The organism is Vibrio sp. 2092, assembly GCF_033339635.1.
Lineage (GTDB): Bacteria > Pseudomonadota > Gammaproteobacteria > Enterobacterales > Vibrionaceae > Vibrio > Vibrio alginolyticus.
Window position 1 is genome coordinate 90,874 of record NZ_JAWOUY010000008.1, and the last position, 14,785, is coordinate 105,658.

General features: G+C 38.8%; 8 protein-coding genes. All 8 read right to left on the reverse strand.

Features of this window, described 5'->3' with window-relative positions:
• Positions 1–90 precede the first annotated feature (90 nt).
• A complete protein-coding gene (gene pglX, locus R7P80_RS15170) occupies positions 91–3,768 on the reverse strand; it encodes a BREX-1 system adenine-specific DNA-methyltransferase PglX (protein WP_225491793.1) in 3,678 nt (1,225 codons plus the stop codon).
• A 69-nt stretch (positions 3,769–3,837) separates the two neighbouring features.
• Positions 3,838–7,515 (reverse strand): BREX system P-loop protein BrxC, encoded by a 3,678-nt coding sequence (brxC, locus tag R7P80_RS15175; protein WP_225491794.1) that lies wholly within the window; start codon positions 7,513–7,515, stop codon positions 3,838–3,840.
• Between the two features lie 63 nt (positions 7,516–7,578).
• On the reverse strand, positions 7,579–8,166 hold the full coding sequence (locus R7P80_RS15180; protein ID WP_225491795.1) for a DUF1788 domain-containing protein: 588 nt from the start codon (positions 8,164–8,166) through the stop codon (positions 7,579–7,581).
• Complete coding sequence (locus R7P80_RS15185; RefSeq protein WP_225491796.1) at positions 8,166–8,762, reverse strand: DUF1819 family protein; 597 nt, start codon at positions 8,760–8,762, stop codon at positions 8,166–8,168. Before R7P80_RS15185 ends, R7P80_RS15180 begins: the two co-directional genes overlap by 1 nt.
• Entirely contained in the window at positions 8,755–9,660 is a 906-nt protein-coding gene (locus R7P80_RS15190; protein WP_225491797.1) for a WYL domain-containing protein, read from the reverse strand. The genes R7P80_RS15185 and R7P80_RS15190 overlap by 8 nt, the downstream gene beginning before the upstream one ends.
• A 186-nt stretch (positions 9,661–9,846) precedes the next feature.
• Positions 9,847–10,275 carry a hypothetical protein gene (locus R7P80_RS15195; protein ID WP_225491798.1) on the reverse strand — a complete coding sequence of 143 codons (429 nt, stop codon included), beginning with the start codon at positions 10,273–10,275 and terminating at the stop codon, positions 9,847–9,849.
• Between the two features lie 155 nt (positions 10,276–10,430).
• Positions 10,431–10,934, reverse strand: coding sequence for a hypothetical protein (locus R7P80_RS15200; RefSeq protein ID WP_225491799.1), 504 nt, complete (start codon positions 10,932–10,934; stop codon positions 10,431–10,433).
• A gap of 3 nt (positions 10,935–10,937) precedes the next feature.
• On the reverse strand, positions 10,938–13,316 hold the full coding sequence (locus R7P80_RS15205) for a hypothetical protein (RefSeq protein ID WP_318096711.1): 2,379 nt from the start codon (positions 13,314–13,316) through the stop codon (positions 10,938–10,940).
• Positions 13,317–14,785 lie beyond the last annotated feature (1,469 nt).

Below are 14,785 nucleotides of genomic sequence, written 5' to 3' on the forward strand. Positions count from 1 at the left end.
GTTTTGTTCACGAAGTTGTTGATTACTTCATTAAATCCAATCATTCTGACTTTGAAGTAAAATGAGCAGCCATTACGACTGCTCAATACGTTACTTAAGTTCTTCTGGTTTTTTACCATGAATCGCTTTGACGTCAGCGAGTAGGTTACCGAATTTACCGTAGTTAACTTTTACTCCGTCATCTAGGTCGATAGAAATCTTCATCTCAGCCAAGTGCTTTAACTCTTCATCGAAGGCACGAAGTTCGGACTGTTTCTTCTCGATTGATTTCAACTCTTTATCAATACGTCGCTGCTCTGTGCTACTCGCGTTTGTGCGGCTTTCCGTTAAGACCGAGTGCTGCGTTTCCAGCTTACCCATCAATGGGGTGACATACTCAGTACGCATACGGGCAAGGGTACTTTCGTTATAACGATGCAAGTACACCAAGCATTCAAATGCCTTTTCTTTGCCCGAGCTAAATAGCCAGTAAATAGGGCGCTTTTTATACGTTTTTAAATGATCTTTGTAGAACTGAGTAGAGAAATAACGACGAATCGTCTCCATCGAGCTTTCATTTTTCTTCGGTTTGATGGCATCTAAGCACAAGCTTTCGGCTACAAAATCGAGGTTTTCTTGCTGGTGATCTTCACCCCAGACCGTTTTGACGAAATCTCGGAATCGGCTAGTTGCATCGTCCTCAAATAACCAGTCTTCAGCAGCTAATGGGATGATGCCATCGTCATCAGCAGGGAAGGTCTTGTAAGCGCCTTCGGCTACGAGTTCTTTGAAGCCTTGGCTACCTGAGTGTGCGTAAACTAAACCTTCGCGGTCAAGGGAGTAGCGGCCCATCATACAGCCTAGCGAATAGCTGAGAAGTTCAGAAATTGCATCTGATTGAAAACGCGAGTGTAACTCCAATTCATCTTTAATTTTGCTAGTTGAATATCTATAGTGTGGATTTGTTGTTAATGTTATCTGTTTTTTATTTACCTTGTAGTCCAGAGTAGTTTCCAATGAGTACTTACTAATAATAATCTTGTTATTTTCCTCCTCTGCTACTTTACATTTATCTAGTGTGGTTTCTGTATTTTTCTTATAAAATGAAAAAGATTCTTCTAATGTTCTATGTGTTTTATTAATAATTGGATTTTTATTAAATTCGAAAGATGTTTCAAATGAATCCCAATCTTTCTTTGTCTCATTAACAAGTAATGTTTGATTATCTATTATTTTAGAAGTTTCATCAGTATTAAATTCAAGTATCGGGAATGATTTAACCTCTCTAACTTGCAGGGTCAATGTTGGGTTTAAAGCTTTAAAAATATAAGTCCCTATAGGTGTATTTAGTATTGCTTGGATGGTTTTTAAATTTTGACCACTAACATGAAAAGCAGGACCTTTTTTATCATATATACACCCTTCTGGGAAATAACGTGCAGAGTAATCTCCTGAGGTTAAATCAGAATAGCAAATTCCTTCACGGAACCAGTATTTTTCATTTAATAGATTGGATGTGGGGTTTGTTTTATAGAATTTTTTTCCTTTGTCCGACCAATCAACAACGTATTCAAAATTTCCATACCACTTCCTATAACTACCGCCTTTAGAGTATATAATCCACTCAGACCCCAATTTGCTTTGTTCAATTTCCCAAAAACGTCTAAGATACTTATTATTGTCCCCAGTAATATTTTGAGAACCAGTAAAGTCTGAAAGTGTGTCTATGTTAGAACTAGACTTGAAGGCATCCTTAATTGCATTAGGCAGCCAATACGCAATTGGACTACCAGGGATTTTGCAAAAGTCTACAGGCTTAAATGTGTAGAACCACCCACAACTTGGGTTAGATATAGCTTCGCTTGTTTTGATTGGTTGGTTATCAGCCCCCCTGAAATCAGAGAGTCGGATGTAGCTCCCATTGTAATTGTGAATATGTGCTTTTTTAATCGTAAAGGTACATACAGGGATACATGCAGGCGCAAAGGCATTATATTCAAGCTGAATAAGATCAGCTATGGTATGATTGAATAAAATCTTATCTCTGAGTTTTTCGTAAGAGCTAATAAACATCCATACATATGGAGTGACCATTCCTATCTCTGCATTTTCTTTACCGTAATTTATACATCTTTCAATATATATAGCAAAGAGGTCTGATTTTGAATCTGGAAAAGTATTTCTGGCGAATTTTTTCAGTTCTGAGTTCATTCCTTTCGTACCAATGTAAGGAGGATTTGCAACAACTACATCGTACTGATTTGCCAATACCAACGCTTGTTCCGCTACAGGTAATAGCTCATTTGCTGCTTGCGACGCGGTTGGTTCTTTTGTTAGTGCTTTATCTATTAATTTTTTTATCAAATCAGCAAGAGGCTCTAGGTACTTGGCCTCAATTTTAATTAATGAACCAAGGTTTTTTCCGTCAATAAATTGGACTTTTAGGTAGTGTACTAAATCGAAAAACTTTTGGTTTTCTTTAGATGTTTCAACAAAATCTGATTCTTCTGCAAACAAATCTCCCATCGAGCCAGTTTGCTTGTTTCCATCAAGATCCAAGTCTACCCAAAGCTTGTTGATATCTAGGTTTTCAGTCGATTGGATAGCGTGAATGTTAAGTTGAATGTGATTATCTACAACGCGGCTAAATATACGACGGTCATCTTCGCGAGCCTTCATTAGTACAGCGAAAGCGGCCATTTGTGCAGCACGATCATCGATATCTAAACCATAGATATTTTTAGTAAGGATCAACTCAGGAATTTCACGTAATCGGTAGCCGCGCTCGAGATAGATTTCACGAAGAACCTCGTATACTTCCACCAAAATATGACCACTACCACAAGCAGGATCGAGGACTTTAATTTGCTCTGGATCGATACTGGTAGGCGTTATCGCTTTTAGTTGCTCAATTACTTCATCACTTTGCTCGGCAGGACTGATGTAGTATTCCATTTTATCTTTCAGCTCAGAGTCGGGGTAAGTGGCTAACCACTGGCGACCAAGTGAGTTTTGAACCAAATACTTTACAATCCAATTTGGAGTAAAAAGTTGTGTTGCAGCTGGAATGTCTTCTTTTTTTACAACTTTACCTATAACCGCATCTTTGTGCTCGGAAATGTAGAACTGGTACAGCCAACCGATGACTTCGATTTCTCGCCAGTTATCTTCAGGTACGTCATTAACCAGTTCTTTGAGAATTGAGTCGGTTTTAGTCAGATTATCTGGTAGTAGCAACTCAGTGGCATCATCCAGTTTTTCGAACATAAATGGCATGATTTTGCTGAGCTGGTGGCATTGAGCGAGCAATAATTCACGATACAGCTCTTCTTCTTTGTCGCCAGCTAATAGCATTTCTACGATGTCGGATTTATTTAATCCCAAATCCTCTGCCACATCAGCGGCATGAGCTAAGATTTCAAAACCTTGGCCAAACTCTGAACCCTCTTCTTTACTCAGCATACGGAAGCCATGGTCAAGATAGCCATTCACTTCCATGAAACGAATGGCTGTAAAACGGTTAAACCAGGTAAACGCCATTTCGTTAATAAATTGGTTGTAGCCATCTTTACCACCACCAAGCGCTTCGATGCGTTTCACTAACTGCTGACGTTGTTGACCTTGCTTGCGTGTAAAGATACGTCCTTCGATAAGGGTATCCGTTCCTTGTGTCGTGGCTTCACTGATTTTATTTTCGTAAATGCCGAGTACGGCAGCGCGTTTTTTTACTGCATCCATAAAAGCCAAACGGGCTTTCGGAGCATAAGTTTTGAGTTTGTTGGTATTCATTTATATAACTCGATGGTTTAGCCTGAGCTTGCGCTCAGGCAGAAATTCAATGGTTGTTGTTTTTCACTGCTATTTAATGCGTACTTTATGGTTACTCTCAACGAGAGTGACCAGTTTATCGCGCAGCGCCTTCAGGTAATTTTCAACATCTTCGACGGTTTCCATATAAGTCGCCTCAGAGACTTCTCTGTAGACTTCCATCGCATCAATTGCTTGAGTAGGCTTTGCCTTGGGCGCTTTTTCGCGGACAGGCATTGCTTCTGTCGTCGATGAACCATAGTTCGCAGCAGACTGATTCGTTGATGATGGTGAGTCGGTGGCTTCTGAATTTGAAGATTGTGTTTCTTGCGTTTTTTCCGCTAGTGCTTGCTGCTGAAGAATGTAGGCGTTCACTGCCTTTTCCGCATCGTTAAACCAATCATCCGCTTCGATAAGCTCGTGCTTAATCTGCGAAACACTGTTTTCACGTTGCACGCGTTTAATTGCGTTCTGGAAAGGCAATAATGCTTTATTGCTGATCTCTGCACTTGCTCCAGCGTTTTCAATCAGTTCTTTAACTTCACCAATACGTTGTTCGAGCTTTTTAATGGTATAAGTTTGCTGTTTTTCAATCAGTTGGTTATTGATTGAGGTCAGCGTCTCAACCAAAGGTTGAATATTACGAATATCTCGATACGGTGATGCGTTGTGATAAATAGCAGTAAGTTTATCAAGTGCAGCCATTGCCTCCGCATTTTTTTCAAGGAACGCACGGTTCGCGGAGAAGGTGATATTTAAAGCACGCTCTAGCCCTTGCCAACTTGTAAACTGAGTTTCGTAGAAGTTTTCCAGTAACTCATACTCTTCTTCAAAATCGAGCAGGTCGTTGGTTTTAGCGATGAATTCATCAACGAACTGGAAGCTGGTTTTGATTTCCGTTAAGCCTGATAACAACATAATGCCATCATCGATCTCGTTACCACCAGGGTAATGACCAGTCGATGACATAGATTTGAATCGTCTCAGTTTAGTCAGCCATTGATTTAACTTTTCAACTGCTGAGTTAAATAACTCTTTTTCGGCGCTAGGAGCGGTGCCAAAGCTAAGATCTTTATACAGCTTCGCTGCTTTTTTCAGATTAGCTTCAGATTGTTGCTTGATACGGCGAATACGCAGGTTCGCTCTTTTTTGAGATTTACTTAGATGCTCATATAAGCCTTTTAACGGGACTTCCTGTTGGTTAGCCTGAAACACAAGTTTATTGGCGAGGCCAAGACGTGCCAATATTAGGATGATCTCATCGGTGTTCCAACCATAAGGGCGCTTTGAGAACTTCTTGATGATATCGGCCGCTGTGACCGCGTAACCATGGTCGTCACTTAATGAAACGTGCTGTTCTATTTCAAGAACTGCGAGTGGATTGGCTTCTTCACCTGCTAAGTCGAGGCCAATCTGTGCCGTATCGCCAGCAGCTAAAGTTTGCTGAATTTCGCTTAGGATATTTCCAGGGAATGGCTTGATCAGTTTGAGCTTACCGAAAGTATTTTCAATGATGTAGCGATAGGCTCCCTCTAGCATGACGGCAAGTGAGCTACCTTTTGCATCAAAGCCAGAGCCAAGCGTGTAAAAATCAGACTCTTTGATGAGTTCTTCGAGATCTCCGACTAATCGCTTACGACGATTCATGTTCTCGTTGGCTTTATCGCGGCGGATCTGTTCTTGACTCGAACCTGAGGCGCTACTGCTTTTGCGAATGAATTTTTCCGCCTTAATATAAGTACGAAGATCATCGAATAGGCGTGGGTTATCATTCAATTTGACAAGAATACAATCTGATGAAAAGTTTGCACAGGTAGCGTCGTTGTATTCGTCGTAACTGTTATCAATAGTTGAAACAACTTTCAGCAAAATATCACTGTCTAAATTGCGATCAAAAGGAACACCGTTACAAAAACGAGCCACTGGAAAATCTTGCTTGTTCTCAGGGTAACGGTAGTTGTTGTTGCGACGTAATATCTCGTTAAAGATGATGTTACTCAGTTCGGTTGTCTCATCTGAAGGTTCGATATCGGTCTTCTTAATCGCTTCTTCGATCTCTTTTTCCTCATTAGTAAGGAAAATGTATTCATCGTTTTGTCGAGCAATTAAGTTGTTACGTTCCAATACCTCGAGACGAGCCTCAATAGCCAGTCGCAACGCGCGTTTGTCCTGATCAATTTCGCTGATGCAAAGGGTTACCAAGTTATCAATATTAGATTTAACTTCATCGACGTAACGGATCATAAATAAGGTTTGCAGAACTTGAACTGCAAATTCATCGATGGAAGATTTGTCTGCGGCATGGTTAATGTCACGCACGACAGCATCATCAAGAAACTTCTTAATGGAGTGATAAAAACTGTGAATTGGGATCAAGCGACCCACGTTTTTATCGGCAAACTCTTTTGAGGCGATTTGGAAGGCGTCAATCAACGAACGCTCACCACGACTCATGTGCTGCCCTGAAGCACCAGCACGACTGATACCTGTGAAGATCTTTTGTACCAAGTTGTATTGGTACGGCACGAATGGATAGGTATTGATGAAGTCATCGCTACTTTGATAGTTCGCCATCTCAGCCGCATTGCTTTGTTCAAAACTCAACTGGCTACGAATGATATCGCCTTTGGCATCATAGAGTTCAGATAGGTGACTCTTGGCTTCCTCTGTTTTACTGAGTAGACGTTTTTCGATGACTTCATTTGTATTGGAGCTAGAAAGCGAAATACGTTCAAATCGACCTTGGATTTTGGAAAAATCCTGGCTTTTTGAGCCTTGCATACCCCCAACAATGGAGTCGATATCGGCTTGAGAAGTCACGATCACCCAAGCGCGACCACCACAAATTGTTCCGAGATTCTCGGTGATAGTTTGTAGTTTCAGCATCATCTGGGTGTTTTTACCAATAAACTGACCGATTTCATCGACGAAGAAGAGCAAGCGGCGATCGGGATTTCCATCAAGGTATTCTTTTACCCACTTACAGAAATTCGCAATATCCAGAGGGAAGTTTTCTTCAATTTTCTCAACCCACAGTTTAGTGGAATCTAATGATTGCCCCGTAACCTGTGCCAGTGCTTCTGCCATTTCATCACGGTAGAAATCATAGGAATCCCGTTGTTCTAGCCAACTTTCACCTGTGATTGACTCAAAGGCTGTTTGAAAGCCTTCAAACTGTCCACGAGAATCCAGTTCTCGCTCCAAGTGGGCAATATGCGCATGATCGCCTGAGTAGCCCATTTCTTCATTGAATACTTTTAGGAAGACCTTAAGAATCGCATCTTCTTTGTCATCAGTGTCGGCTCGGCTATCAATATTGAATAAGATAACTTTGTTGTCTTTCTGGATCGCTTTTTCAATGTCACCAACTAGGAATGCATCGTCTTTCAATTTTTCAGAGAAAAAATCAAACGCTGTGCGAGTCGTTTTTCCATCAGTAGCTGACACATTTTTCAACAGGTATGACAGGATCTTGATGAAGTGCGATTTACCGCTACCAAAAAAGCCAGAAACCCAAATCCCTGATTTGCCAGTGATCGCAGCTTGTTCTGGATCGTACACAGAGGGCATATAAAATTTAAAAAAGTTCTCTATATGCTCTTTTAGTTCATTCGTGATGACGTATTCATCAAGTTCGACAAAGACGGTTTCATTTTCGGTTTGATCTGCTTTAACAACGCCATTGATAGGGCGAGCGATATCTTTCGTAAAAAGTTGTTTAATATTCATTCTTTTTCTAACCAACATGCTTATTGTAAGTTTGCAAGTTCATCGTCATATACTTTTTATTGACTATGGGACGAGTTTGAACGCACGGTAATAGTTATTTGATTCGATACGGCCGAATGGTTTTAATGTTGCTCCATCGTATTCACCAGGATAAAACATTACGGTAGGCACGTTCCCCACTTTGGCATGCAATGCATTGAGAAGACCATGCCCGCGAATGATAGGCCAGACACTACCTAGGCCGTGTAAGATAATGAAGTCACATTCAAGTACATTAGCCTGTTTCACAATAAATTCAGCAAACCGATTTTGTTCAAGTGGGCCTTTCAGTGCTTTGAATAAAGCATCATCACCTTTCTCAAATTGCATCTTGTAAGCTCGGTCGAGGAGCTTACGAGACTTCAGTAACTCGACGACCATTTCATACAAATTGATACACGCGAAGCGTTTTCCTGTGATTTCACTGCGTGATGCCAGTTTTTTAGTCAAAAAGTCGATATGCTCTCGAACAATAATCTCGTGCTCAGCAGGGTAGTCGAAAATGTAGAAGCCTATCTCACCGCCTAATTCTTTATTGGTAAGAAATTCATCACTTTCCAGTCTGTCTTGCACTTTTTCCAAACGTTGCTGGAGTTGCTGTACTGTTTGCATTATGGCTCCATTGCTCTGACGATATCATCTCTATCCATCTCTGATAGGAGACTGCGTACATCAGGTGAGACAAAGATATTCATGAGTTTTTTGTGTTTGGTAGAGTCTATATAGCCTGCATCTGCTAAAACTTTGAACGCGACTTGGGATATCTTATATGTAGATGACTTTGACATCTCCAGTAAACCTGGGTATAAGCGTCCGCGCTCCTGCCAAAAATGCTGCCAGTCATCTACGTTCAATGCTTCTCTATACATACGCTTTGCGTCTGTTACTACGATTCGCATGAAATCCGCTAGGATAGGGGCGTTGATTAATGTTGCAGCGAACATTAACTGTGTTGCTTCTTCTGTACCGCTATAAGCTAATTTTTGAAGGTACTCGTTGTTTAACGACTCCAGACGCTTTTTGATAGTCGCGGCATTGCGTTTAGCTGACGCAGCTGAAGGCTTTTGCAAGATGTTCTCTTCTACAATCGCTTTGTTCCAATCCTCTAAGGTCGGTTCTGTTAATAGCAGGTCGGCAATGATTTGGCTTTCACGGAGCATTAAACTACCACCAATAAGATCGCCCAAGTAGCGTTTGTGTTCAGACATCGATGTTTCCTAAAGAATGAAGTTGAGTTCGATTTCCCTCATAGCCTGCGGCTAAGTGTAGGTTTTCGATACCATAAAGTGTTGGACTGTTACGCAGCCATAGTTGGTGTTCTGGAGATAGTAATCTGGCACTATCAGAACAATCGACATTTAGTCTTCGTAATAAATAGCCAGCAATAGCGGCTCTAACATCGAGGTATAAAACACCATCATTCATGTTGTAATCCAACTCAATGGCTTTGGGGTGCTTAATATTTTTGGGATGGGGTACTAGCTCTAATGGAACGATACGTAACCATTGGTTATCTGACATCTTGGATTGAGACTCTGATACCGCTAGATCCAGCAGTTTGGCTTTAGTTATACGAGTAACAACAAAATCACGAAACTCATGGCTCTTCATATCGTAGGCACGTACATGCCATCGAAGACCATTGTTCACTAATGTGTGTGGTACTATCGTTCTTTTGCTTGGGCCACTATCTAGAGAAATGTATTCAATCGATACCGCTTTGTTGTTGAGTGCTGATTGGGTTAGCTTAGAAACAATGTGGATATCGGGTACAGCAAGCTGACTCGGTGTTTCAACAGGGAAACGAACATCCTCCATTATGTCGATGCCATCACTGAAGTTGTGCGTAAGCTGACTCAGCGCTTTTTGCGTATCATAGTCAAAAAGTGGCGTAAAACATGATGTTTGGAAATAACGCTTCTCGGCATTGTCGTACACAAGATTCTCGCCAGCCAGTTCTTTATACAGGTTAATGTCCCGAGTGGCATTGGATAGCCCCATCTTAAAATGTGCGACGACTTCAGCTCGCGAAAAATGGCCCACAAACATCAAACGGAAATCTATATAAGACAAACGTTGTTTTTGAGCGTAGCTAAGTTGTTCCATAGCAATTATCGTGAATTATTTAATGTTTTAAGTATGAACCATTTTGGGTCTGACATCAATCCAGATAGTGTTGATGGGTGTTTTATTGAGCATAAATGTGAGGTAGGCAAGACGATAAAAGCCAGCGTTAACACGCTGGCAACAATCAATCTGGGGGAAAGATTAACATAGAGTAAAAATATGGTTTTACGAGATTTGATGGGTCTTAACTTGTTTGAGCCAGTCGTTAATTGAGAAAGAGTAACAGAAATCATCCATTTCGGAGTTGTTATCGACATCATCAAAAAGATAAAGTTGAAGTTGCCTATTATCAGTTACATTTCTAAAGTGAGATTTATTGAGAGCAAACACTAAGTTTAAAATGTCCTCCTCACTTTCTATCTGACTTAAAAACAAGCTTGAAAAGGTTGCCATAATAACGGAACCATCGTTCAATTTGATATACGAAAGGAGCACAAGTTCCATAGATTGTGCAAAAGTAAGGCACAGGTCTAGTGGCGAAGTGATATGTAACTTTCTGCCGTTTAAACAAATGTCATGACTAGTGAGCAGGGGGGGGTTAATCAAAGAAATTTGATTATTTGACTGTTCTTGATAGTTCTTCAAATTTTGCATAATAAATCCTTAATAAACTTACCCCAAAACTTCGTTTATTGTAGATTTATTAAGTGACACGCGGGGTGTTTAACGCGTCTGTTTTTAAGTTATAACTGATGATGATTAAAGTCAATTAAATTCTATAAAAAGTAAAGGTTTATCATTTTAATTATTTAATCATCACAATAGAGTTCTTCGTAATCGATAAGATGCATGTTCCTATCAATCCGTTTTAAGTCTTCAAAAGCAAAAAATTTCTTAGCTAATCGAATAGCGTAATAAGGTTCGGTCGTATTTGAAATTATTACCTCTCGACTATGAGGAACATGGACAAACTCAATACTGCCAAACCTAGTCTTATAAAAACCTGATTCCCCTGTTGTACCCAGAATTAAAATCATCGGGATCTGAGAGATAACACTCCACCTTGAGAGGGCATCTTCGAAAGATATATAACACAGTTCGCCATCTCGCAGTGACAAGGCTAGTTGGTCAAAAAAATCAGGCGGCAATGTTGAACGCAAGTAAACAAATCTCTCAAAATCAATACTGACGATGTAGTCGTGTTTTGCGATGATCTGCTCAATATCATCACTTCTAAAGATTGAGCAGATCTCTTCACGTTTATAGATAAACTTTTCTGTACGCCGATACTGCATTTCGAAGATCATTTTCATAGATTAGAAACCACGATGATTCAAAATGAACGAACTATGACACGAACTTCTATAGGAATTCAAACGTATTGCTGTATTTAGATGTTTATTTAAGTAACTTTTTGAGAAAGGATGAAGTTCTACAGTGCTTTTCCTACAAGTTGACTTGCCTTCATTTTTACAACTAAATCCTAGAATTTTAAGAAAGTGATTAACGCTTCTTTTTATCTGTGTAATATTATTCACTGTTGCACTTGTTCGGAATGAAATGCCATTATATTTTGACAAAACAATTTGGTTATGCTTAATCTTCATTTGAGAGTAGGCCGCTATATAGTTTTCATTCGAAATAACGACTTTTTCATTATAGCTTAAGCCGAGTGTTCCAATCACAGTATTAGCCACAGATAATATTCTTTTTCCATCTGGGGTTAATCTCTCACGTAGTTCTTTATTTTGTAGTGAAAGAAGTTCATCTCTAAGTTTAAATAGTCGATCAAACTTAACCAACTCAACATTAACATCAACTGAAGGAATGCCAAACTCCTTTGCCAAAAGAAACTTATCCGCAGACGCTTTTTCTTCATTTGTAGCGTTACCTGATTCTATAATCGAAGTTGCTTCTTGTGCAGAAATATCTTGAGCTTCTGAGATTGCATGGGCCTCCTCGTTAGAGTCAACTCGGTTTCTGGCAGCTAACTGTTGTTTATGTTTGTTCTTGTTTGATGAACTTGTTTCGATGGAAATTGATTCAAACCCCAGTGCTTCGAGAGTCGCTATTAATGCAACAGGCATATTCGCTTTCAGAACCGTTGACTGCGCTTCGTGTAGTCCTACCATATCATTAAATGTGAACTTATCGCTGACCACTGGTTTAGCTGGTAAAAGGTAACTATTGCGATCTCTAGATACCGCAAAGTGAATTTCTTTGACTGCTCTAAAACGTAATGCTAACTGAACCAGAGAATTTGGAACAAGTACACTGTTACTTATAATGGTAATAGTGTCTGAATAGTGCTCTTCAATACTCACACCGCAGCCGATATAAGGCGAATAGAAAATTTTATGATACTTTTGCGCTTCGACATTCGGGTCTGAAATGAAATCTATGACTTCAGGCTGACGTTTAGTATCTGAACAAACGACTAAGATCCCTGCTTGAAGCGCTTTTTTATAACACCCATTGTTATTACTTTTGTAACCCATACGTTTGATGGAACGCCACATTGTTTTCAAACAATCGAAAGCATATAGGCGTTCATTGAAAGGGGAGTTTAAAACGGTAGCACGGTCTTTTATGGATACGGTTCTGTTTTTATAGGCTGAGTAGTCATCAACGTTATATATAGCAATGTCATCTTTACCGATACTCCTGACGAAATTGCCGCTGATATCTTCAGAAATGTCAGCATCCATCATAATTAACCACTTAGCATTTTCAACAACCGACTTTAGAGACTCATAGCTGTTCAACTGACTGTCCAAATTTTGAAAGTGACTACCTTTAGTTGCTGTGATGCCTTTTTCGCACTCATCCCAGATAATCAAATCTGCTTGTAAAACTTCGAATAGCAGCCCTGGTAGACTATTAATCGTTGTCGTCAGTACTGACGCTGACTCTAGCTTACCAATGTTCATTTCTTTATGATCACAGGTAGATAGTTTTGTACAAAATTGAGATTGAAGCTTGTTTTTAAAACATTGACCTAAAGCTTCTATGTGGGAGATATAAACAACTTTAGCATCAGGGTTTGAAGAAAGTACTTTTTTGGCAATTTCAATAGCAGTAGTCGTCTTACCCAAAGACATTGATGCTCTAAGAAGATTTACACGACTGGCGGTGAAATCAATTTCTCGAATTGCTGACACATTTAAAGCACTTTTTAAGCTGACTAAATCATCCACTGTACTTAAGATTGGATCCTTATACATATTAACTAGTTCTTGAGCTTCCAAGTTGTCGATGTTAAGTTGTTCGCTAGCAACTGCTATAGCATCATCACGTGATAACCTCAGTGGAACGGCACTGATTAGTTCTTTAATCGCGAGCAGTTTTACCTCTTCGATAGGCTTGATTTGATAAATACCTGAATAAATGCTAAAACCGTAGGTTATTGGGTTGTTTGAAAGCATTTGACCATTATATCGGATTGTAATGTCGCGTTGACAAGCTACTTTTGCCGCATCAACCAACTCTTCATCATTAACATCTTTGCTGACGTTAATGTAGGAAAGAGTATGTGCTTTGCCATTGTAAGTTTTTGAAGCGATTGAAGCGGATGTCAGGGCTACATCGTTTCTGAAGTCGTTATAAAATGATATATCTTCAGGAGTGCCAACAAAAAGGACGCACTTATTAGAATATGGATTTTTGATGTTTATTATTGGTTTTATACTTAGCATGATTAATTCGTTATTTTTGTTTTTTATTATTGTATCCTTTGGATATAAAAATATGAACAAAAAATTACTTATAATAAAAAGTAATTTTCAAGTCAAAGAAATTTACCAATTAATTCAATCGAATATGCTGTTAACTTTAGAGAAAGTTAATGTTTTTTGTCAATTTATGCTGAGTGTTAATATTATACATAAATAACTACTTAAGTAATTATTATTGTGTTAGTTTGAGTTTTAATGTGAAAAATCGATTGGGATTAGTTCGGTTTTATTATTGGTTATATTTTAAAATGAAGATGATTAATCAATTAGTTAGATGCTTTAAATAGGGAACATGATAAATTTATATACCTTATATATAAAATAAAATCCTATGTTCCCTTTAAATGTACAACCAACCATTTGTTATCTGCATGCGTTAGCATGCTATTTACTGACTCTACGAGTCAGAAGGACGATTAATTAGTATTCAGTGTCTTATATGCAATTGATATGCGAAACATCGAGGTCACTTACTAGATTGAGATATTGACTGGTATCACATGTACCTCGATGGCTATAGGGTTTTGTACTGGGTGTGAACAGTCTGTTATCGTCGTAAGTATTGTCTTAGAGAAATAATACTAGTCAGTGTACTGAAAGCCTGATGATGTTAACGGTTGGACGGTTGGACTGTAGGGCATATGGCTTAGGTAAGCTGCGTACTTATGCAGCGGTTCTTATGATACATTAAGTATAGAGCGGCGATGCCATAGGCATAAACTAGACCAAGGGCATCTGAGATTGCTCATGATAATGTTTACTCTGTCAGGCAGAGATAAGCAGCCAGATGTGGATTAACCATTTAAAAATCGATAGTATGCCCACCATCACATACATTTGGTTAAACTTATGTCCAATAAAAAGGAAATTAATAGGCTGCAATTTTTGATAACCACACTTTATAATTGTGACTATTAATCAGACAGTTAAAAACCTAAAATAGGGAACATGATAAATATCTATATACTATATTAAAAATTAAATCCTATGTTCCCTTAAATGCACGATAAACTATTCGTTATCTGCATGCGCTAGCATGCTATTTACTGACTCTACGAGTCAGAAGAACGATTATTAATAGTATGGTCTATTGAATTGTGTTGTTGGACATATCGTATTTATTTACTGAAAACCACAACAAGGTTCGTTCAGTTAACTAAATATTTTGTAAGCTAGTGCCATTTTCATGAATGTAGATTTTTAATATCTGCCGCCAACTAGTTATATTGTTATCAACAAAATGATTACTAACTATAAGTTTAATGAGAGGTTTTTATATGCTTTTTATGGCGGCAGAAACTTTTAATAAATAAAAGGTTTTATTTGATTTATATTTTTAATTTTATATTTACAATGCTTGTTAAATGTGTTTTATTAAAGTGGTATTAAACATTATCTAGATTAAAAAGGTGGTCAAAGTGAATTGTCGT